The 21,511-nt window shown below is 60.6% G+C and carries 21 protein-coding genes; 3 read left to right on the forward strand and 18 right to left on the reverse strand.

Annotated features, from left to right (window positions below; translation table 11 throughout):
* The first annotated feature begins 2 nt into the window (after positions 1-2).
* Positions 3-1,175: an SDR family oxidoreductase gene (locus KIO76_RS07975; RefSeq protein ID WP_213322448.1), complete on the forward strand. Its 1,173-nt coding sequence runs from the start codon at positions 3-5 to the stop codon at positions 1,173-1,175.
* A gap of 189 nt (positions 1,176-1,364) precedes the next feature.
* Here KIO76_RS07975 and KIO76_RS07980 read toward each other — a convergent pair whose 3' ends face one another.
* The 15 genes from KIO76_RS07980 to KIO76_RS08050 all read right to left on the reverse strand — a co-directional run bounded on the left by KIO76_RS07980 (position 1,365) and on the right by KIO76_RS08050 (position 16,993).
* A complete protein-coding gene (locus KIO76_RS07980) occupies positions 1,365-2,522 on the reverse strand; it encodes a M20 family metallopeptidase (protein ID WP_249729535.1) in 1,158 nt (385 codons plus the stop codon).
* 99 nt (positions 2,523-2,621) lie between these two features.
* Positions 2,622-2,906, reverse strand: coding sequence for a DUF1330 domain-containing protein (locus tag KIO76_RS07985; RefSeq protein ID WP_213322450.1), 285 nt, complete (start codon positions 2,904-2,906; stop codon positions 2,622-2,624).
* 10 nt (positions 2,907-2,916) lie between these two features.
* Positions 2,917-3,681, reverse strand: coding sequence for a GntR family transcriptional regulator (locus KIO76_RS07990; RefSeq protein ID WP_213322452.1), 765 nt, complete (start codon positions 3,679-3,681; stop codon positions 2,917-2,919).
* A gap of 13 nt (positions 3,682-3,694) precedes the next feature.
* Positions 3,695-4,843: a M24 family metallopeptidase gene (locus tag KIO76_RS07995; protein WP_213322454.1), complete on the reverse strand. Its 1,149-nt coding sequence runs from the start codon at positions 4,841-4,843 to the stop codon at positions 3,695-3,697.
* Positions 4,844-4,854: 11 nt separating this feature from the next.
* Positions 4,855-5,955, reverse strand: a complete 1,101-nt coding sequence (locus KIO76_RS08000; RefSeq protein ID WP_213322455.1) for a M24 family metallopeptidase — start codon at positions 5,953-5,955, stop codon at positions 4,855-4,857.
* Positions 5,952-6,479 (reverse strand): flavin reductase family protein, encoded by a 528-nt coding sequence (locus tag KIO76_RS08005; protein ID WP_213322456.1) that lies wholly within the window; start codon positions 6,477-6,479, stop codon positions 5,952-5,954. The genes KIO76_RS08000 and KIO76_RS08005 overlap by 4 nt, the downstream gene beginning before the upstream one ends.
* Positions 6,480-6,537: 58 nt before the next feature.
* Positions 6,538-7,335, reverse strand: coding sequence for an ABC transporter permease (locus KIO76_RS08010; RefSeq protein ID WP_213322458.1), 798 nt, complete (start codon positions 7,333-7,335; stop codon positions 6,538-6,540).
* A gap of 2 nt (positions 7,336-7,337) precedes the next feature.
* The gene (locus KIO76_RS08015) at positions 7,338-8,243 is read right to left on the reverse strand and encodes an ABC transporter permease (protein ID WP_213322460.1); all 906 of its coding nucleotides are present in this window, start codon (positions 8,241-8,243) and stop codon (positions 7,338-7,340) included.
* A gap of 3 nt (positions 8,244-8,246) precedes the next feature.
* Entirely contained in the window at positions 8,247-9,389 is a 1,143-nt protein-coding gene (locus tag KIO76_RS08020) for an ABC transporter ATP-binding protein (RefSeq protein WP_249729536.1), read from the reverse strand.
* Positions 9,390-9,602: 213 nt separating this feature from the next.
* Entirely contained in the window at positions 9,603-10,691 is a 1,089-nt protein-coding gene (locus tag KIO76_RS08025) for an ABC transporter substrate-binding protein (RefSeq protein ID WP_213322462.1), read from the reverse strand.
* 35 nt (positions 10,692-10,726) lie between these two features.
* A complete protein-coding gene (locus KIO76_RS08030; RefSeq protein WP_213322464.1) occupies positions 10,727-11,989 on the reverse strand; it encodes an acyl-CoA dehydrogenase family protein in 1,263 nt (420 codons plus the stop codon).
* 522 nt (positions 11,990-12,511) lie between these two features.
* Positions 12,512-13,408: an ABC transporter permease gene (locus tag KIO76_RS08035; protein ID WP_213322466.1), complete on the reverse strand. Its 897-nt coding sequence runs from the start codon at positions 13,406-13,408 to the stop codon at positions 12,512-12,514.
* Positions 13,401-14,345, reverse strand: coding sequence for an ABC transporter permease (locus KIO76_RS08040; protein ID WP_213322467.1), 945 nt, complete (start codon positions 14,343-14,345; stop codon positions 13,401-13,403). The genes KIO76_RS08035 and KIO76_RS08040 overlap by 8 nt, the downstream gene beginning before the upstream one ends.
* A 24-nt stretch (positions 14,346-14,369) precedes the next feature.
* On the reverse strand, positions 14,370-15,944 hold the full coding sequence (locus tag KIO76_RS08045; protein ID WP_213322469.1) for an ABC transporter substrate-binding protein: 1,575 nt from the start codon (positions 15,942-15,944) through the stop codon (positions 14,370-14,372).
* A 116-nt stretch (positions 15,945-16,060) separates the two neighbouring features.
* On the reverse strand, positions 16,061-16,993 hold the full coding sequence (locus tag KIO76_RS08050) for a 2-hydroxyacid dehydrogenase (RefSeq protein ID WP_213322471.1): 933 nt from the start codon (positions 16,991-16,993) through the stop codon (positions 16,061-16,063).
* Between the two features lie 149 nt (positions 16,994-17,142).
* On the opposite strand from KIO76_RS08050, the gene KIO76_RS08055 reads away from it, so the two are divergent.
* Entirely contained in the window at positions 17,143-17,925 is a 783-nt protein-coding gene (locus KIO76_RS08055; RefSeq protein ID WP_213322473.1) for a GntR family transcriptional regulator, read from the forward strand.
* A 73-nt stretch (positions 17,926-17,998) separates the two neighbouring features.
* Here the strand turns inward: KIO76_RS08055 and leuD are convergent, their stop codons facing one another.
* From leuD to KIO76_RS08070, 3 genes are all read right to left on the reverse strand, one after another.
* Positions 17,999-18,625, reverse strand: coding sequence for a 3-isopropylmalate dehydratase small subunit (gene leuD, locus KIO76_RS08060; protein ID WP_213322475.1), 627 nt, complete (start codon positions 18,623-18,625; stop codon positions 17,999-18,001).
* Positions 18,626-20,032 carry a 3-isopropylmalate dehydratase large subunit gene (leuC, locus tag KIO76_RS08065; protein WP_213322477.1) on the reverse strand — a complete coding sequence of 469 codons (1,407 nt, stop codon included), beginning with the start codon at positions 20,030-20,032 and terminating at the stop codon, positions 18,626-18,628.
* Between the two features lie 63 nt (positions 20,033-20,095).
* Positions 20,096-20,830: an enoyl-CoA hydratase/isomerase family protein gene (locus KIO76_RS08070; RefSeq protein ID WP_213322478.1), complete on the reverse strand. Its 735-nt coding sequence runs from the start codon at positions 20,828-20,830 to the stop codon at positions 20,096-20,098.
* Between the two features lie 110 nt (positions 20,831-20,940).
* Here KIO76_RS08070 and KIO76_RS08075 point away from each other — a divergent pair, with 110 nt between their 5' ends.
* Complete coding sequence (locus KIO76_RS08075) at positions 20,941-21,510, forward strand: carboxymuconolactone decarboxylase family protein (protein WP_213322479.1); 570 nt, start codon at positions 20,941-20,943, stop codon at positions 21,508-21,510.
* Position 21,511 lies beyond the last annotated feature (1 nt).

Consider the following 21,511-nt stretch of genomic DNA (forward strand, 5'->3'; position numbering starts at 1 on the left):
TGTTGCTTGGCGATGGCTTCTTTCGGCGCGCCTTGACAGAAGCTGATAATCATTTAGATGATTTAGAAAAAGCATTCTTCAGGGAGGGTAGGGTGTCCGAGCCGGCACGTCATATGCTGATCGCGGGAGCCACAGGGGTGGCGACCCAGTTTCTCCTCGATATCGCGAGCGCCGCTCCAGGCTGGAAGGTGACTGGTCTGTGCCGCAGGCCACCTGACAATGCTCAGCCGAACGTCAGCTATGTAAGCGCCGATCTGCTTGATCTCGATTCCTGCAGGAAGGCCGTTTCTGGGCGGGACTTTACCCATATCGTCTATGCCGCCCGCGCGCCCCACGCGCTCTATACGGCGATGAAACCCTACGCGAGGGTGGGGATCGAGGAGGTTCAACCCAATCTCGCCATGCTGCAGAATATCGTGAACGCCGCCGGCGGCCCGGATCTGCGCCACGTCCACGCAGTCATGGGCAGTAAGTGGTACGGGATACATATTGGTCCGGTCAGGACTCCGATGGTCGAAGCCGACGCCGGTCACATGCCTCCGAACTATTATTTCAGCCAGCAAAAGTTTCTGGAGGAAGAATCGGCCCGGGGAGGCTGGTCGTGGTCAACCAGCCGGCCCAACGTTATCACCGGAACGAGGGACCGGGCTGGCCCGAATTTCATTTCGACGATTGGCGCCTATGCTGCGATATGCCGTCATCTTGGGCTGCCCTTGGATTTTCCGGGTAAGCCTGGGCACTATACCAGTCTTCAGGAACTGTCGGACGCGGAGGTGCTGGCAAAATCGATCTTCTGGATGTGCCAGTCAAAGGAAGCCGAGAATCAAGCTTTCAATGTCACGAATGGTGATGTCTTCCGCTGGGAGGATGTATGGCCGGATGTGGCGCGCCATTTTGGCATGCAAGTCGGCCGCGTCAGGCACATGTCACTCATCCAGTGGATGGCCGATAAGGGAGAGGTCTGGAATGACATCGTCCGCAAGAACGGCTTGCGGCCCTTGGCGTTAGACCAGGTCGCCTCATGGGCTTTCGCCGATTTCGTCTTCGGTTGGGATTATGATGTCATCTCCTCGACAACGAAAATCAGGAAGGCAGGCTTCCATGAAGTTCTGGATACGGGAGAGATGATCCTCGCCCAGCTGGGGGATTTCCAGCGCCGCGGAATTCTCCCCTAAGTTCAAATTACATTCAGCGTTCCTCGCTGCCATGGCCGGGCTTGTCGCGGTCATCCGGCGAACTGAGCTGCCTTTCCGGTCAGGGTGATCGGAACTCGGCTGTCGCCGGATGCGCGTTCAAGAGCCAAAAATCGGGTGAATCCGATTTCGGAACGAGCTCAGTGATGGCAAGGGTATCCAGGCTCCGAGCTAAAGACGGGCCACAGCGAGCGCGAGCGTCTGGGCACGCGTTACAAGCGTATCGAGCTCGATATACTCGTCCGGTGTATGGGAGCCGCCTCCGACGGGGCCGACCCCACAGAGAGTAGGGATGCCTTGGGCGCAGGGGATGCCCGCATCCGAGCAGCCGCCGGAAAATTCCTCGCCGAAATGGTAGCCAAGCGACGCGGCTGCGGTGTCATAGATCGCGTAGAGGGCGCGCTCCGGCTCCGACTGTACGAGAGGCAGGAATTCGCCGGTAATCGCCAGCTCGGCAGTCGAGCCAGCTACATCCTCCTCATCGACGATGGCTTGCACCGCAGCGAGCATGCGATCCCGCTCGGTCGGATCGGTGTAGCGAAGGTCGAGCTCGGCGAAAGCATTCGGAGCCACGGTGTTCAGCGTCAGGCCGCCGCCGACCACGCCGACATTCACGGTTGTCCCTCCCTTAAGGTCTGTCAGCGCATGAAGCCGGATCGTCTTTCGCGCCAGCGCCTCGATGGCGCTGATGCCGTGGCTGAAATGTGATCCGGAATGCGCTGCGCGGCCATGGACGTCGATCCGCATGAACAGGCCGCCCTTGCGGGCGACGGTTACATTGCCGCTCGGCCGGCCGGGCTCGCCATTGAACACCGCCCGCATGCCTTTGACCTCCCGGGCGATGATATCGCGGGACCAGGGCGATGCGATCTCCTCATCTCCCGTGAACAGGCCTATGACAGGCCTGCGCGCTACACCGAGTGCCGCCAGCGCCGCCAGAATGAAGGCATTGATAACGAGCCCGCCCTTCATATCGGCGACGCCAGGGCCATAGGCGCGATCGCCGAGAATGGTGAAAGGCCGACGCGATGCCTCGCCGCTCGGGAAAACGGTGTCCCGATGACCAAGCAGCATCACCGGAGCATCATTGCCCCCGCCGGAGGGGACAGTCGCTCGAATGATGTCGCCGAACGTCTCATGGGAGATGATATCGCTTCGGACCCCCGCAGCATCGAGAAAGTTGATGATGCGTGCGCCGACTGCATCAACACCCTTCTTGTCGTAGGTATTGCTGTCGATATTCACAAGGTCTGCCAACATAGCGACCATGGCGTCTCTTCGCTCGGTGAACCATGCTACGAGCACCTTTTCCGGATCCGAGTCCGCCATAGCTCTACTCCAAGTCAAAACCTCGCGGGAGCGTCCTGCTCCAACGAATGAGAACTGCTTCACTGGCCGAATGCCCACGGCCAGGGCCCATCGGAACTGTCAGCTTGGCACGATCAGCTTTGCTGAGGAGCGGGCACTCTTCTGCCGCATGGCGTTCAAGACCCGAACTTCGTCTGAATCAAACCAGGTCAGGGCCGTGGCTGCATCAGGAAATTCGATCACCGACATGCGATCGAACGACGAGTCGCCCTCGAGACGCTCCGTGAAACGGCGTGCCAGGGGCTTGCCGCCATGCTTCTGTATCGTCGCGGGTACCTGGCTCCGATACTCCTCGTAGGCTGCGGGATCGGTAACCTCAACCTCGATCACAACATAGGCTGGCATGATCACGCTCCTAAAGGCTGGAGGGCGTCAAGCGGGCTGCGAGTTCTTCCTGCGCCTGTTTGACAGCCGACAAATGCTCGGAAGGATTGGAGATTGGCAGGGCCGAGCTCTCGTTGTTGCGAAAGCGGCGAACCGCTTCCTCGACCGTCGCGCCGACCGCCTGGATATGGGCAATCATCGCCGCCTGGGCCGCGTCACCGTCGCGAGCCCGAAGGGCCTTGAGAATGGCCAGATGCTGCTCTGCGTGCGTCTCTGATTCCGAGCGACCATAGAAGGGAAGCATTTCTTCGGTGATCGCGTATTCGTAAAAGTCGCCGATGATCTTGATCAGCCGGTGACGATGTGATGCCCGTGCAATTGCCCCGTGGAAGATATTGTTGAGTGCCGCGCGTTCGGCGATCGAGGTGGAATCGATGGCCGAGATACTTGCGTGGCAGACAGCATCGATCTCGTCGATCTCGACATCAGTGGCATGTTCGGCTGCCAGGCGCGCGGCGTAACCCTCCAGCACCTGGCGAATGCCGAAGATCTCATGCAGCTCTGTGGCCATATCCGCCACCACCTTGGCCGTGCCGTCCTCTTTCACGAAGCCCTGGGCCAGCAGGCGGGATATGGCGTCTCGCACGGGCGTGCGGCTCACGCCGAAATCCTCAGCAACGCGGCTCTCAACAAGGCGCGTGCCTGGCGGAAGTGTGCCGCGCAGGATGGCACGCTTCAGCTGCTCATACACTTGAGGCACAATCGTATTGCGCGCCTTTATCTTGTCGAAGCTCATCGCTATTCCATTGCTACCGCACGAAAAGACGGCGATCCGACTTGGTGAGCCGCTCGGCGCCTGTAGGTGTCACCAGTATCGTATCACTGAAAGCAAGACCCTGTGCGTAAGTGTACATATGAAAGACCATCCCGGCCTCGAGCGTCCAGTCCGACTGCGGGAGAAACGCACGCGTGAAGTCGCTGGTCTTCGGCAATCCAATATATCCCAAGGTGTACCCGGTGAAGTTCGTATAGGTCTCGCGCAATCCCGAATCAAGCACAGCGCGTCGCAGGATTCCATCCACGTCACGAGCCGGTGCGCCGGGCTTCATCGCCTCGAACTGCGCCTGCTGCGCCGTCAGCAGGATGCTGGCTGCGCGCGCGAGGTCGGGCTCCGGCTCACCAAGCACGGTGGAGCGCATGATCCGCGCCCCATAGCCGCGGACGAGGGGGATTGATTCCACGTGCAGAATATCGCCATGCTCAAACCGATGGTCGCCGAGGCGCCCGTGCAGAGAATCGGTTCTCTTGCCCGCTGCGAGCAATGCGCTGCGCCCATTGTCCGCGCCCTCACGAAGGGCCGTCGCGTACAACACCGCAGCACACTCGCGCTCGCTGACGCCGGGCGCGGCCGCGTTGATGCTTGCAATCAGCGCGGCGTCCGCAATGCGCGAGGCTTCCCGCAAATAGGCGATCTCGCGTTCCGACTTGATGAGCCGGATTTCCCAGATCACCTTGGAAAAATCGACAAAGCGCGCGTTGGGCAGGCTGCTCTCAATCGCCCGGAACCGGCCGACGGGGAGAAAATGCGAGTCGAATTCCACGGCGATCGAGCGGGCTGCCCATCCGTTCTTTTGCACGACGGCTGAGAGAATCGCGACGGGGTCCTCATCATCGCCGAACGACACATAGTCCTTCACCCAGGACTGTTCGGTAAAGGTCGGCGCATCGAGCGCGCGGACAATCACGACCGGGTCGCCATCAAGCGGGAGAAGGGCCGGCTGGTAAATCGCCGCTGGCGGGACATAGCCGAACAGATAGGCCATGTGCTCGACGCAATCGACGAGCAGGACATCTGCGCCCCGAGCCCGCATTTCGCCGCGCACCTTGGCGATTCTGGCCTCATACTCAGCAGCCGGGAAGGCCCGGTGGGCCGTATCCGCTTCAAGGACTACGCTCATCCTCATTCCCCCTATTGCATCACTGTGAGCGCCCGGGTGGCGTCGTTGAACGACCGCCCGCCTTCATCGGTGACGAGCATGATGTTTTCAATGCGCACACCCCAGCGCCCCTCCACATAGATGCCGGGCTCGTTGGAAAAAACCATGCCAGGAGCCAGTTTGAGAGTATTGCCATCGATGATGTAAGGCTCCTCGTGAGCTTCGATGCCCAGGCCATGGCCCAGCCTGTGAAGAAAGCGGGCCCCATGCCCGGCTGCCTCGATGACCTGCCGGGCGGCGCGATCGATCGCCTGCGCTTCCATCCCGGGGCGGATGGCGCCGGCCGCGGCCTCAAAGGCGGCATTGACGACATCGTAGATCGCGACGAAAGATGGGTCCGGCTCACCCGCCACGGGGGTACGGCAGGTGTCCATGTAGTAGCCGTCGAGGGTCGCTGCGAAATCGATGACCACGGGATCGCCGGGTTGGATCACCCGCTCGGAATGATGATGGAGAGGCGAGGCGCCGTTCGGCCCGCTGCCGACATCGCACCAGGCCATGGGGTCGAAGCCTTGCGCTGCAACACGCTCGCCGATCTGACGCACCACGTCCCGTTCGGTGACACCGACAAGGCGGCCGTTTGCGAAGAAGTCGGCCCAGATTGCATCGAAGCGGTGCGCAGCATCGGTCAGGAGTGCGATTTCCCGCTCGTCCTTGTGCAACCGGGCGGCAGCCGTGATGGGCGAGGCGTCGACGAAGCGGGATTGCGGACAAAGATCTTGCAAACGCAGCAGAAACGAGCTCCAGAAGTGACCGTTCACCGCAATTGTCCGGGCGCTGATGTCTTCCCCATAGGCGGCAACGCGCGTGAGCGGGCTGTCTGTCTCGCCCCACGCCTCGACATCGAAGATCTGCTCCAGATCCTGCACGAGTGGAACCTGAAGGCGCGGAACGAGGATGCGCGGCCGGCCCGTTCTGGGCAGCAGCACCGCGTTGAAGCGCTCGGTCAATGGCAGCTTCCGGCCGATCAGATGGTACATTTCGGCAGACGGCGCGATGATCGCCAGATCGATGCCATTCTGTATCAACCCATCTTGCAGAGACGAGACACGGTCCGAGACGAGGGCATTCATGCTGAGGGTTCCTGCTGTCTGGAGGGCCACTCCCCGTAATGGCGTCTGAAGAACATGAGGGGGACACCACCTTCGGCTTCACCGCGCAAGACGAGTCCCACGAAGATGAGGTGATCGCCGGTTTCGATTGTTTTCACGACCCGACACTCGGCAAAAGCCAGCGCGCCGGAGATCAAGGGCAATCCAAGTTCCCCCTCAATGATGGGAAGGCCCGCGAATTTATCGTCCGCACGGGATGCGAAGCGTTCAGCGATAGCCTGCTGGCTGCGGTCGAGAAAGTTGACCGCGAAGCGTTTACTCGCGGCAACGACCTGAGCGGTGAAACGGTCCCGCCCCAGACAAACCAGCAACTGGGGCGGGTTGAGCGACACCGAACTGACGGCATTCGCTGTGAGTCCCACCGGCCTGCCTTCGGCACTGCGGGTTGTGATGACCGTCACTCCCGTCGGGAAGGAGCCCATGATCTCACGGAATGCCGTCGATGAAACAGCGTCGCCGACGGTCTGGTCATGACGCATGGTCATTGCTGATCTCCGTTGCGCGTTTTGACGCAGAACTTCCAAAGTAAACGGCGCCATCGTGTCAGGCCCAACGTCGTGCCTTCTTCACGAGGTTTGCGGCAATCATGACGACGACTGTCAGCGCTATCAGAAAGGTGGATACGGCAGCGATCGTTGGCTCGATCTCCAGCATGACGCTGTTCCAGATGCGCACGGCTAATGTCTGCGCATTGGGACCTCCCAAAAAAAGCGGAATGACGAGTTCATCGAAGGATGTGAGAAACGCGAACAAGCCTGCCGAGATGATGCCGGGCGCGATCAGGGGCAAGGTGACTTTGCGGAAAGCCTGGAACCGGTTGGCGCCCAGGCTCATCGCGGCATTCTCAAGCCGCGAGTCCACACCTTGAAGCGTTGCGGAAAGAACAACGATCGCAATCGGCATGACGACGATCGTATGGCCTATCGCGATTGCAACGACCGTGCCGCCCATCCCGATGCGTGCAAAGACGAAATAGAGCGCGATCGCTGTGATGATCACCGGCACGATCATCGGCGCAAGCAACAACCCATACACCAGCGTCTTGCGTGAAAAATCACTGCGCACAAGAGGGATGGCGGCGAGCGTTGAGACGACGATGGTGAGGCCCGCCGACAATGTCGCGACCTGAACACTGACCCAGATGGCGGACAACCAGTCCTTGTTCCCAAAGAAGCGTTCATACCACTGCAATGAGAGGCCGGGTGGTGGAAAGCTGAGGTATTGGGCCGAGCTGAACGACACCGGGATGATGATCAGCACCGGCGCCATGAGAAAGGCGAGCATGACCCAGGCAGCGATCCGCACCGGCAGGCTTGGATTGATGAGCGCGTCCGATCCCATGGCTACACCTTGCTCGTAAGGAGCTGCTTCAGCCCGACGACGCGGGCGTACAAGCCGAAACAAGCCAATGTGATGATGAGCAGGATAACGGCGATCGCCGAGGCAAAGTTGAAGTTCAATAGAACATCGACCTGATACGCGATGATGGAGGCCAGCATCTGGTCACGATCCCCGCCCATCAGCCTGGGCGTAATATAGAAGCCGGCGGCGAGAATGAAGACGAGGAGGGAGCCGCCCGCAACGCCAGGCATGCTGAGCGGAAAGTAGATCCGCCAGAAAGCCGACCAGCGACCGGCACCGAGGCTCTGTGCGACGGCGACGAAGCGCCCGTCGATGCCGCGCATGACGCTGTAGAGCGTCAGCACCATATAGGGCAGCATTGTATAGACCATGCCGATCATCAGGCCGCTTCGGTTATAGATGAGCTGTGTCTCCCCAAGGCCGAGCGTCACTAGAGCTGTATTGACTATCCCGTTAGGCCTGAGGATCACCATCCAGCCATAGGTGCGCACGAGAATACTCGTCATGAATGGCAACATGACGCACAACATCATGAACGAACGGGCTGCCGGACCGGAGTTGGCAAGGACATAGGCCAGCGGGTAACCCACGACGAGGCTGAAGACGGTGGTCAAGAACGCGATTTCGATCGTCAAAAGCAGTACGCGGATATAGATCGCGCGGGAAAAGAAGGCCTCGTAGTTTTGAATGGTGAAGCCGCCTTGACTGTCGCGAAAGGAACGAAGTACGACGTCGAATAACGGATAAGCGAAGAATACAGCCAGCAACGCCAGCGCGGGTAGCAGCAGCCAGAGCTGCCCTCCGCGCCACGATGCTTTTGTCTCCTCTGCGGGTGCCGCGGTTTGGGAGACGCGCACGGTGCCCTGAGTATCCACTTGAACGCTCATGTGTCAGTGCCCTCCGGCGGGTGCCGGTGGCAGGATGCGGGCGTCGGCTCGCGACCAGCGCACGCGCACCGCATCGCCCTCTGCAAACCGCCGGTGTTCCATGCTCTGGCGCGCGGCTTTGACGACGAGCGTTTCCATGAGCGCCGGTCGGTTTTCGCCGACAGCCACATGGTAGCGAATGGCATCGCCGAGGTAGGTGACTGCGGCTATGCGGCCCTCCCAGCTATTCTCCGGCTCATCCGCGGTTTCGTTGCTTTCGATGCTGAGGCTTTCAGGGCGCAGCGATGCTGCCACATGGTCTCCTGCCTGGAATCCATCGGCCCGGGCGATGATCCGCCGTCCCGTCGGATGGTCAATCCGCAAGGTTCCATCAGTATGCGCGGCCATGACGACGCCGCGTACGAGGTTTGTGTCTCCCATGAAGCCCGCAACAAAAGCGGTGGCTGGGCGATCGTAGAGATCTTCTGGGGAGCCGCTCTGCTCAATACGTCCACCTTGCATCACCACAATCTGGTCGGCCATAGTGAGGGCCTCCTCCTGGTCATGGGTGACATAGATCACCGTGACATCGAGACGGCGCTGGAGGGCCTTCAGCTCGATTTGCAGCGATGAGCGAAGCTTCTTATCGAGCGCCCCCAGGGGCTCATCCATCAAGAGGACGCGTGGCTCAAAAACGAGCGCGCGCGCAAGGGCCACACGCTGCTGTTGACCGCCGGACAACTCACGCGGATACCGTTTGCCAAGCCCGGCGAGTTCCACGGTTTCGAGCATGCGCGCGACGCGCTGGGCGATTTCGGCCTGGGGAACGCGGCGCATGACAAGCGGGAAGGCGACGTTGTCGAACACTGTCATATGAGGGAAAAGCGCGTAGTTCTGGAAGACGACACCGAGATCACGCTTTTGCGGTGGAAGAGCCGCGATGTCCCGGCCGGAGACGAGAATCCGGCCCCGGGTCGGGGCAACGAAGCCGGCGATCATCATCAGCGTCGTCGTCTTGCCCGAACCGCTCGGGCCCAAAACCGTGCAGAACTGGCCCGCGCCGACGGATAGGTCAATCCCGCTCACAGCAACGAAGCTGGCGTAGGTCTTCCAAAGATTTTCGAGGATGATCGGGGTTCCGCCTGCTCCGTCGTGCATATGGCTCATCGACATACCCTGCTGCTCTCAAAATGGACTGATCGCGTCGAGACGTGAAGGAAGCGGGAAGTCTGGCGCTCTTGTACGGTCAAGATCGTCGTTGAACCGGAATACCCGCATGCCGCGGTCGACATTGCATGACGAGGTATTTCCGTATCAGGGCCTCGCTCTATTCACGAGACGGTGGTTGTGCGCGCGATGGCGGCGCACAACCACGATACCTTATCCGAGAAGAAATTCTTCCCAGCGGGTTGCGACCTGCGCCCTGTTCTTGAGCCACCAGTCCGCGTTCTGCTCGAAACCTTTCTGCGCGATGGCCGGGAAAGTCGGCAGCGTTTCGGCAACATCTTTAGCGATGAACTCGAACGCACGCCTGTTCTCGGGGCTGAGCCCGATTTGCGGCAGGGTCCTGGCTTGGGCCTCCGGGCTGGACGAATAGTCGAGAAGACGCAGGGCTGCGTCGCGGTTGGGGGCGTTCTTCAACACGGCCGTATATTCGGTGAGCCGCATCGCTTGGTTCCATTCGACCGCCAGCGGCGCTCCCCCCTTGCGCAGGGCCTCCACACGATTGGTCCAGAGACTCCCGAGGACCGCGGTCTTCTCGGCGAGAAGGGAGGCTCCTAACGCGCCGCTATCGAAGAACTTCACGACATGCGGTTTGATCTGCCGAAGCTTGGCGAACGCACGGTCGATATCCAGTGGGTAAAGCTGCTCCACCGGGACTCCATCGGCCAGAAGCGCAAACTCAAGGTTGGGAGCAATGGCCTTTGCGTCCTGCAGCATGCGCTTCCCGGGGAAGCTGTTCACATCCCAGAACTGCTTCCAATCTGTCGGATGGGTCTTCGGGAAAGCTTCGGTGTTATAGACAAGCGCCTCGGCAAAGGAGGCATAGCTGATGAAGTCAGGCCCGACCGTGCCGATATCTTTCGGATCGGTATATTCGAAGCGCGATACATCCAGAGGCTGCAGCGCGCCTTTGGCCTGAAGTGTCAGGATTGCAACTGCATTGCCCTCGACAATATCAAGCTCGCGCGAGCCGGCTTCCACCATAGCCAATAATTTGCCGGTGTTGGCCGCGACACCGACAACCTCGATGCCGGTCTTCTGCGTGAAACTGTTCCAGGTGCCCGCTTGCAAGGCATCCTGGTACGACCCTCCCGAGGTTCTCACCAGCACGCGGCCGCCGCTTTGCGCGCGGATGACATTCGGTGCGGCGATCGCGGCCGCGCCGACCGCGATGCCACCTATGACGGACCGACGCGAATAGGTCGATCGGCGGGTTATGCCATCAGAGTGCGTGTTATCGGTCATTGTGTTCCCCTGTTATTGATGAGAATACCGACTATTTACGCGATAGCAGAGAGCTTCTCCTGCGGGTTGAAGCCAAAATCACGCCATGTCTTGGGCTGATCAAGCTTTTGACCATACTTCGTCTTTGAGAACTGGCGTCCTCCGTCGAGAATGCCAGCTGCAAGTTGCCCCATCAGCTGCGTATCCCGCGTGTGCAGCATGCTGGCCTTCACTTCGCGCCAGAAACGCTCAAAGGGGTGGAAGGTAAACAGCGCCCGCGCGCCGCAGATCTCGAAGGCCTTGTCTGCGGCGTTGAGAGCCACTTTCTTGGACGTATGCAGCGCACGATAGGATGCAAGGATGGCCTCGTCAAAGCGTTCCTGGTCCCATAGCCACACAGCATAGGTGTACGATGCGCGCGCCGCCTGGATACCGGACTCGATCTCGGCAAGATTGTACATCAACACTTCGTCGCGGCTGAGGTAGTTCCGCGCTTTGATGAATTCGACGATGTTGTCGACGATGCCCTGTGCGCAGCCTACGAGATGCGCGGCATGAGAGCATTCATAGGTATAAGGGTCCTTCTGAACGAAGTCGCCCGGTTCGCCCATGACATCCTGCCAGGGGATGAACACGTTATCCAACTTCGCTGTCCAGGAAACCGTGCCGCGCAGGCCGATGGATTCACTCCAGCTATCCTCGAAACTGAGGCCGGGCGCGGTTCGGGGCACAATAGAAATGACGAGGCCCTCGCCATTGCTCTTCGCCCCGGGGGCTAGAGCCCAGAAAGCGAGGAGGTCGGCGGCCGGGGCCATGGAGCAAAAATGCTTCTCGCCAGTAGCGCGGAAGCCGCCATCGACCGGCTCGAAGAGAGAATCGAAGGTCAGTTTTGTTGCAACGTTTTCTGCCTTGAATTGCCGTGGATTGACCTCGCTGCCGAGGGATCCCATCAGCGCGTCGTCATTGACGATCTGGCCGAGCCATCTCTCTTTCTGTGCCTTGCTGCCCATGCGGCTGACGAGGCCAACCTGGTGGAAGTGAATCAGCAAGTTCCACGCCGTTGTGGGGCAAATGCGCGCGAGCTCTTCGGCAACGGCAAACTGGGTCATGCCCAAGCTTCCGCGCCGTTGCGGATTGAACCCCCCGAATTCTCTGGGAACCTGCAGAAGGTGGAATTTCTGCTTCTTCAGCTCGGCGAAATTCTCTTCGGGAAACGCGGCTTCCCGGTCGTATTTGTCAGCATTGGCCTGGAGCAGGGGGCCGAGCGCGCGGGCCCGTTCAACCCATTCGCGTTGTTCGGCGCTGAGTGAAAAATCCATGATCTGCCCACCTCTGTATACGGGATACAGAATTCTGGACTCGGAATGCACGACCTGTCAAGCAGCGATGCGTGCGTCGCTAGCCGGAGGAGCTGATAAGGAGGAAATTCCCGGAACTGGCGGTGCAGACCGCATTGATAAGCCTGCGCTCCTGCAGGGCGCGTGGTGTTGAGATCCATGAACGAAGAATGATGTCGCGGCAGGGTCCGCGTCGCACGTTCGTAAGCGAGTGGCGTGCGTTACGTGCAGGGATTGGAGCCGAGGGCATCATGCAGAGCTGGCCGGCCGCCGTCGCATCAGGAGCTGACGGACCTGGCGCCCGACGCGCTCCATCGCGGGTCGTTGCCATGATGTCTCGCAAGGGGTGCGAGCTTGTACAAGCGGTAGGCGAGGCTAGCCTGCTACGCGGTCAAATGGGAGGCTCGGCCTTGGGACCGTTGGCCTTGATAGCGCTGATTGGCTGGCGCGCCATCGCGCCAACCATTCGCGTCTCTATCTCTGAACTCGAACTTGGCGCCGGGTTTACTCGAGGCGCGGGTCCAGCACGTCGCGCAGGCCATCGCCGAACAAGTTCAGCCCCAGGACCGTCAGGCCGATCACGATGCCAGGGCACAGGGTGATCCACGGCGCCTCGACCACATAGTCCCTGCCGTCCGCGATGATATTGCCCCAGCTTGGCGTCGGCGGCGGCGGTCCCACTCCAAGAAAGCTCAGAGCGGCATCGGCCAGAACCGCATAGGCAAAGATGAAGGTCAAATCGATAATAAGGGGGGCCATACTGTTGGGCAGGATATGTCGGAGCAGAATACGGAAGTTATTGACCCCCGCCATTCGCGCGGCTTCCACATATTCGGAGTTGCGCAGCACCATTACAGCGGCGCGCATGATTCTTGCTGTGCGCGGCATATAAGCGATCGATAGCGCGATCACCACATTCACCACGCCGCTGCCCAGAGCGGCCGCAATGCCGATCGCCAGCATGAGCGATGGAAAAGCCATCAAAGCGTCCATCACGCGCATGAGGAAGCCATCGAGCTTGCGATAATAACCAGCGAGCGCGCCGATGAGGGTACCGCCCAGGCCCGCTATTGCGACAACCGCAATGCCGATGAACAACGAGAGATGCCCGCCGTAGACGACGCGCAGGAATATATCCCGCCCGTAGTGATCCGTGCCGAACCAATGCTCTGCCGAGGGCGGCAGGAACCGGGTGCGGAAGCTCAGGCGCATCGGATCGCCGGTGAGGAGAAACGGTCCGAGAAGCGCAAAGGCGGTGATGACTGCGACGATAGCCGCGCCAATCATCAACCCCTTGTGCGCAATGCACCGCCGGAGGAGGCGCGAACTTTGGCTCGCGCTCGACCGGCCGTCGGTAAAGGCTCCCTCGGCGGCCGCAAGGGCAACTGTGGACTTATCCATTCTTCACCCGCGGGTCGAGATAGGCGTAAAGAAGGTCGATCGTCAGGTTTATCAGCACCATCGCCAGTGCGACGGCTAGAAGCGAGCCCTGGATAACCGGATAGTCACGTCTCAAGATGCCTTGCACTACCAGGCGTCCCACTCCGGGCAGAGAGAAAATCTCCTCAATGACGACGGCACCGGAGAGGGCGACATTCACGAGGATGCCGATGACCGTCACGACGGGGATCAATACGTTGGAGAAAGCATGCCGGCCGATAACGGTGTTTTCACCCACGCCCTTTGCCCGCGCGGTCCGCACGTAGTCCTGTCTCAGGACCTCCAGGGTCGTTGCGCGGGTCATCCTGGCGAGAAGGCCGATCTGGAAAGCCGCGAGGGCGAGCGCTGGCAACGTGAGGGACCGGAGACAGCCTATAACGCTTTCGCTCAACGGCACATAACCGCCTGATGGTAACCACTCCAGCTGTACCGAGAACAGCAGGATCGCGGCAATGCTGAGCCAGAACGTCGGAAGGGAAACGCCTAGCAAAGCAATCGTCATGATCGCTGTATCGGTCCAACGATTATGATTGTAGGCCGCGATAAGGCCAGCGAGAATCCCCAGCGGTATCGTCAATACCATTGAATACAAGGTCAAGAGTAACGTGACGGGAAAGCGCTCGGCGATGGCCTGCGCCACGCTGCGCCCGAGCATGTAAGACATGCCGAGATCGAGCTGGGCGAGATTCGTCAGCCAGAGAATAAACTGCTCGAGAATGGGCCGATCGAGCCCAAGGCTGCTGCGGATCGATGCGATCTGATCAGCTGTCGCATCCGGTCCCGCGATCACCTGCGCGGCATCGCCGGGGATGATATGAATGAGACCGAATGCAAGCAGACTGACGAGAAGCAAGACTGGAATTGCGCCAGTCAACCGGCGCGCAATATACACCATCATTGCTTATCAAACCCAGTGACTGCGTTACGTGTACCAAATGTCCCAAAGACGGATTCCGTCATATGGCACGAAGTTGGCAATGGAAGATTTCGTCGCCTGCTTGATATTGCGATCGCCAATCTTCAGCTGCTGGACCTGGCTGTTGAGATGCGTCTCGATCACCTGCCAAGCGGCTTTCTGCTCCTGCTTGGTTGTGGCAGCCAGCAACTTGACCCAGGCCTCCTCCATGGCCGCGTCATCCTTGTAGAACGACCAGTTGCTGCTGCCTGAAACCAGCCGTTGGTACTGGAACGGTCCGAGCAGCGGCTGGATGGCATAGGCCGTGCTGAACAGGTTGTGGGTGGTCGGATCGTTTCTGCGGGCATTGGCGCCCGGCCAATCGAGAACATCGAGGCGAATTTTCATGCCGGCGGCTTTAAGCTGTTCGGACATGACAACAGCGACTTCCTGGAGAGAGGGAATATCACCGCTGGTCAGTATGACGATTTCCTCGCCGCGATAGCCGGCTTCGGCCAACAAGGCTTTCGCGCGCGCGGTGTCGTTCAGATTATAGATCAGCTGGTCCGCGTTGCTCGGGTAGAATTCGCTGTCCTTGTAAACGAACGACGGATTCAGCTCGTAGGCGCCTTCAGCGGCGATGGCCATAAGTTCTTCCTGGCCGATCGCGGCCTGAATGGCCTGTCGAACCAGAAGCTTGTCCGTCGGAGCTCTTTGGACATTTATCGGAACGACGTTGATGCTGCGCTTCGTCTGTTCGTAGATTTTGAAGCGGTTGTCCTTTTCCAAACGATCGGCTGCCTGGATAGGCACTTCATCCAGGATGTCGTATTGGCCGCTTTGCAAACCGGCCACGCGTCCGCTTGCTTCGGAGACCACCGCAAAAGCGATGTCATCGACATAAGCCTGCCTGTAGCCGCCATATCCATCCCGCGCCTTATAGGCGGTATTTGGCGCGTAATCGGCAAACCGGCGCCCCCGGAGCCGTGTCACGCCGTCCCAGTCTACGAATGCGAAGGGCCCCGTCGAGATCGGCTGCGCCTGATTGGCCTCCTTGTCGCATTCCTCTGCCGGAATGATCGTCATGGGTGAAGCGGGCGATTTGATCAGCTCCAGCCAGCTGGGCATGGACGATTTCAGCTCGACGACCAGCGTAGTGGCGTCCGGCGTGCTGATCCGGTCGACGTTGGCGAGGCGCGCCTTTTCCGGGCTGACGCGCGCGTAGCGCTCAAGCGAGCGCTTCGCATCCGTCGCGCTCATTTCCTTGCCATTATGAAATGGCACGTTCTTGCGGAGCCGGAAAGTGTAAGTGCGGAAGTCCGGAGAGACGTTCAGGTCTTCTGCCAGCTGCAGTTGAGCCGATCCGCGCTCATCAATGGTGACCAGTGTCTCGCACATATGCATAAGCACGTTGCGCGCCACTTGCGATCGCGAAAAGTGAGGGTCTACCGTTTCAGTCGCTGCGCTCATTGCGACAGTAACGCTTCCTCCTTTCTTCGGCTGAGCCGCGCCTTGCGCTGCGGTGTACGCTGGCAGGCCAAGTGTTCCCGCTGCGATACCGGCAGACGCCTGCAGCATTTGCCGTCTGGTCACATCGATCATTTTGCAATACCCCTCGTTTTTGTTGCACGGTCGCTTCGCGCTCTCTGCGACCACACCTCTCTAGGATTTGACGCGCTCTCGCGTGTCGTGAGCGCGTCGGAATGCTTTTCGTTCGCTTAGAACACCGGCGTCGGGAGCGGTCGGTTTTCGAAGAACGCGCTGACATTGGCAATGACGAGGTCGCAGGCGTCTTCCCACGTCTCGAACGTTCCCCCGCCGCGGTGCGGCATCAGCACGACGTTCTTGGCCGCCACCAAGTCCGACGGGACTTTTGGCTCATGCTCGAAAACATCAAGGCCAGCCCCTCCGATCACACCACGCTTCAGGGCCTCGACGAGTGCGCTCTCATCGACGATGGAACCGCGTGCGATATTGACGATGATGCCTTTCGGCCCAAGCGCCTCCAGCACCGGCGCATCGACAAGATGATGAGTTGCGGCGCCGCCCGGGCAGGCAACGACCAGGAAATCGGCTCGGCTGGCCAGCTCCCGGGCTGTTCCGCAATACTCGAAGTTCACGTCCGCGCGCGGGCGACGGTTATGATAAACGACCGGCATGTCAAAGCCCGCGGCGCGGCGCGCGATTGCAAGTCCGATCCGGCCGAGACCCAGAACGCCAAGCGTCCGTCCGTGCATGCGTGGCACGAGGGGGTAGTCCTCGGTCTCCCAGCTGCCTGACCGCACGAAGGCATCGCCGCTGGTGATGTGGCGTCCGACGGCCAGGAGCAGTGCGAACGCCATGTCCGCCACGCAACCGTCTGTAACATCCGGCGTGTTGGTCAGGCGGATGCCACGGTCACGCAAGGCTGCGGTATCAATCCGCTCGTAGCCGGCGCCTCCGTTAGCCACGAGACGCAGGCGAGGTAATGCGTCCAACAGGCTCGCGCTCAGGGCGCCGGTCGATGTCAGGGCTTCAATACGAGCGGCAACGTCCCCATCGAGATCCGCAGGGTCTCCCGTGGTGAGCTGGTGCAGGGAGAAGTGGCCGGCGAGCCGATCAAGATACCAGTCCGGCCGGCTTCCGACGACGAGCAACTCCCGCTTTTGCATATCGATCCTCCAAGAACCTGTCTAATCGTATACCGCCGCACGACAGGGTAGACGCACATTCTGGTAAAGGCGAGCCAGCCCGACGTTGAGGGTCAAGCCTATGACGATCGCTGTTGCGCTATAATCGTATAACAGTATACAATCTGTGCATGGTCAAGAGGCGCTTCGATCAATCAGCGGCTTTTTCTTTCCCGGCCCAACTCAGCGGAGAGCCCGCGGCGGCCGTCGACTGGGTGCCGCTGCGGCCGCGCACGCTTGTGGACATGGTGATCGAGGCTGTCGTGGCGGCGGTTTCGAGAGGGCTCATCTTGCCGGGCGATCGGGTCGTGGAGACGGAACTCGCCCAGCGCCTCGGCATCAGTCGTGTGCCGGTACGGGAGGCGCTGCGGGTTCTTCAAAGTCAGGGTCTCGTCACGAGCGAGCCCCATAAGAGCACACGGCTCATGCCCGTATCGCGGGCTCGGATCAACAATCTTATCGAAACGCGTGTTGCGCTTGAAACAACGGCTGCGTTACGGGCCATTCGCGAAGGGCGAAATGGCGAGGCGGAATTGCGCATCCTCAATGATCGCCTGGCACAGATGGAATATGCCAGCGCCCAAGATGACGCGTATGGTTTTGCGATGGCCGACGCGGACTTTCATCGCGCGCTCTGTCAGTTCAGCGGCAACGACGTTCTATGCGAGGTCTGGGAAGGTCTTTCCCGCCAAGCGACGATCTTTTTTGGTCTTTCAACGCTGTCAAAGCCTATGGCCGAAATCATCGAGGAGCATTTGCTGCTTATTGATGTTTTCCGCGGCGGCAAGATCGCGGCGGTGACGCATGCGCTCCAGGAGCATATCGTCGATCAGACGCGAAAGGTTGATTTCGAGGGGATCGTGGCAGCGCGGCGCGCCGAACGCGACGCGATCGCGCGTGAGACGTCAGTCTGACGACGGCAACGGAGCGCCGTACAGCTGTACGAGCTGCACCAACGGCCGCGCGGTCCCGGCGCCGAGACCCGCTTTAGAGGCGTCTATCGCGGGCGCATTGATACCACGGCATTGTCGCCGCCGTCCGCGCTTCCCAGGCTTCAATGTCCGACAGGTGCTTGGAGGTGAGGCCGATGTCATCCAAGCCTTCCAGAAGGACCAGTCGCTCCGCGGCGGGTATAGCGAAGGGGACAGGCTCGCCGCCCGGGCCTGAGAGCGTCTGATTCTCGAGGTCGGCAGTAAAAGGCGCGCCGTCCGCGTCTACGACACGTTGGGCGAAGGATGCGAAGCGGTCCGTCTCAAGGGTGACCGGCAGCACGCCGTTCTGAAGGCAATTCTCCCGGAACTGGTCGGCGAGGCTCGGCGCGACGACGCAGGAAATGCCGTTCGCAAGAAGGGCCCAAACCGCAGCCTCGCGAGAGCTGCCGCAGCCGAAATTCGCGCCCGTCACCAAAATTGCCGGATTCTGGAATTGCGGCAGGTTCAGCACATGGGCCGGTACGGGATCGCCCTTGTCGTCCCACCGGGAGCGCATGAAAAGCATCTTCCGATAGTCAGGCTGAAGTTTGCGGGCGAGCTGAATGGGTGAGATCTCGTCCGTGTTGATGTCGTCCTCGAGCATCGGGACCGCTGAACCGGTCGTCTTCGTGAAAGCCTGCATTCACGCCTCCGGAAATTGGCGAACGTCGACGATGGAGCCGGCGATCGCCGCCGCGGCTGCCATTCCCGCGCTCACGAGATGGGTTCGCACGCCGGGGCCTTGGCGGCCTTCGAAATTGCGATTCGTGGTGGAAATCACCCGCTCACCAGGGCGCCCGCGATCGCCGTTGCCGCCGGCGCACATCGAGCAGGCCGACTCAGCCCAGTAGAACCCCGCGTCGCGGAAGACGGCATCGAGGCCGAGAGCCTCGGCCTCGCGTCGAACGATCGTCGAGCCCGGGGAGATCATGGCGACCACGCCCTCGGCGACCTTGCGGCCGCGCACGATGGCTGCTGCCTCCTGCAGGTCTGGAATACGGCCGTTGGTGCAGGATCCGATGAAAACCCGGTCCACCTTCAACCCCTGCAGCGGCTCGCCAGCGCGCAGATCCATATAGGTGAGTGCCTTGGTCAGCGCATGCTGGTCGGAAGCGTCCTCGCCGAGCGAGACAGGCACGCTTTCGCGAATCCCGATCACCTGTCCAGGAGTAATGCCCCATGTGATCTGCGGCTCAAGCGCGGTGCAGTCGATGGTGATGTCCCGGTCGAACTCCGCGCCCTGGTCGGAATGCATCGTGCGCCAGTAAGCCTCCGCGCGAGCCCAGTCGTCACCAGTCGGCGCGAATGGCCTTCCCTGCAGCCAGGACAGGGTGGTCTCATCAGCCGCAACAAAGCCGCTACGCCCGCCCATTTCGACGGTGAGATTGCACAATGTCATGCGGGCTTCGATACCCATGGCACGGACCACGGCGCCGGCATATTCGACGACGTGTCCATTTGCCCCGGAAACGCCGATTGTGCCTATGATATGCAGCGCCACGTCCTTTGCCGTCACATGCGGTTGCAACCTGCCCTCGAGGTTGATGCGCATGGTCTTCGGCCTCTTCATAGCGAGGACCTGTGTCGCCAGCACATGTTCCAGCTCTGTCGTCCCGCAGCCGAACGACAGCGCGCCGAGCGCTCCGACCGTCGCCGCGTGACTATCCGGAACGCAATGCGTTGCCCCGGGGAGCACCATGCCGAGTTCGGGTCCGATGACGTGGGAGATACCCTGGTCGGGATCACCGACGTCAAAAATGCGGAAGCCGAACTCAGCGGCGCCGGCGCGTTGTGCCTGAAGGAACGGTGTGCCCTCGGGATTTGTCGTGTCGTCACGGCCGGGTCGGCTGGAAATTGTATGGTCCTGGACGGCGAAGGTCAGGTCGGGCCGGCGAACCCGCCGCCCTGCCTTGCGCAGCTTCTCGAACGCCTTGGGTCCATGCAGCTCATGGACGATATTGCGGTCCATGTAGATGATCTCGCGACCATCGATACGCCGCGCCACGAGATGGGATTCCCAGATCTTCTGAAAGAGCGTGCGGGCGACCATCGCTGCGTCTCCTGGAGCAAGTCTGTCTGCCGTGAACTTGCTCGGCTGAAAATCGGACATGTTCTAGATGCTTGGCTTCACCAAAGCCATCAGCGTGCCGGCATACTCGGAAGCCATCTCGGGGGATAGCTGCGGTGCTTTCCCGAGATACCGCTTGATCGTCTCCAGCAGGAGCCGCTTCCGTGATGCAAGAGCCGAGAGATAGGCGGAGCAGCTTTCGCCGAAGGCCTCTGCCGGGAACACCTTGCTCACCAGACCAAGACCGCGCGCCTCCTCAGCGGAAATTGCCTCTCCTGAGTAGATCAGATGCGCCAGCGCTTTCTCAGGCATCTTCCGTATGAGCGCGGACATCGCGAGGGTCGCGGGAATCGAATGCTTGATCTCGGGCAAGGCAAAGCGTGCGCTGTGCGCGGCCAGGGTGATATCGCATCCGCCGGCCAATGCCGCGCCGAACCCGATAGCATTGCCTTGGACGCAAGAGACGACAGGGATGGGACATGTCGCGATGGCATCGTACACATCCAGCGTCACGCCCATCTGTTTCTGGCGTGCATCCCAAGGCCGTGCTTCCGCCGGCTCTCCCTTGCCATTGCGGCCGAGGCAAAAGGCTTCTCCGCCCGGTGCAATGGCGACGACCGAGACGTCGGGATCGGCGCCAGCCATGCGGATCGCGTCGCTGAGCATCGCCATCTGTTGACGTGTGAGCACGTTTCCGGTGTCGGGACCGCCCAGGTCAATCCAGGCGATAGCCGCTTCCGTCCTGACCAATCGCGGTCCGCTATCGGCAATTGTGAGCATTTTCCCTCAGATTGCATACGAGATTTATAATAATGCATTTTTAAATGATCGACTAGTGTATTAATCGAGCGATTTCTCGTACAAGCATCCTTGCAGTTGGGAGCAGGTGCATGAGTCGATTCGAGATCGCCGAGGACGGTTGGGACGAACGGCAGCGAGCCTTCGCGGAACACTTGCGGGGCAGCGCGCGGGGCAAGATCGGCCAGCCCTTCCTCAATCTCCTGCCGGTGCCGGAACTCGCGAAACGGGTTGCCGATCTCGGCGAGTGGCTGCGTTTCAAGGGTGCGTTGGAGGCGGACGTGCGGGAGCTGGTCACGCTTGCAGCCTCCGAATTCTGGCGTTGCCCCTATGAATGGCTCGCCCATGCGCCGCTCGCCCGCAAGGCCGGGTTGAGCGTGCCGGTGCTGGCCAGTCTGGCACGAGGAGAGAGCGGCGACGCGCTGACGAGCTCTCAACGCGTCGCGCTTGAAGCGGCCCGGGCCGTGCTTCGCTCCGGCAAATTGGATGACGCGCAGTTCCAGCGGGTCAGCGAGGTGTTCGGACGCGAGGGGGCGCTCGAGATCGTTTGCCTCTGCGGGTATTATGGGCTGCTTGCCATGGTTCTCCATGCCGGTTACGCGGATGCCGAGCAGCCCGACTGGCAAGACACGCTCGATGCCACGCTTGAGGCCGCCGGCTGAC

The sequence above is a fragment of the Chelatococcus sp. YT9 genome, from assembly GCF_018398315.1.
Taxonomy (GTDB): Bacteria; Pseudomonadota; Alphaproteobacteria; order Rhizobiales; family Beijerinckiaceae; genus Chelatococcus.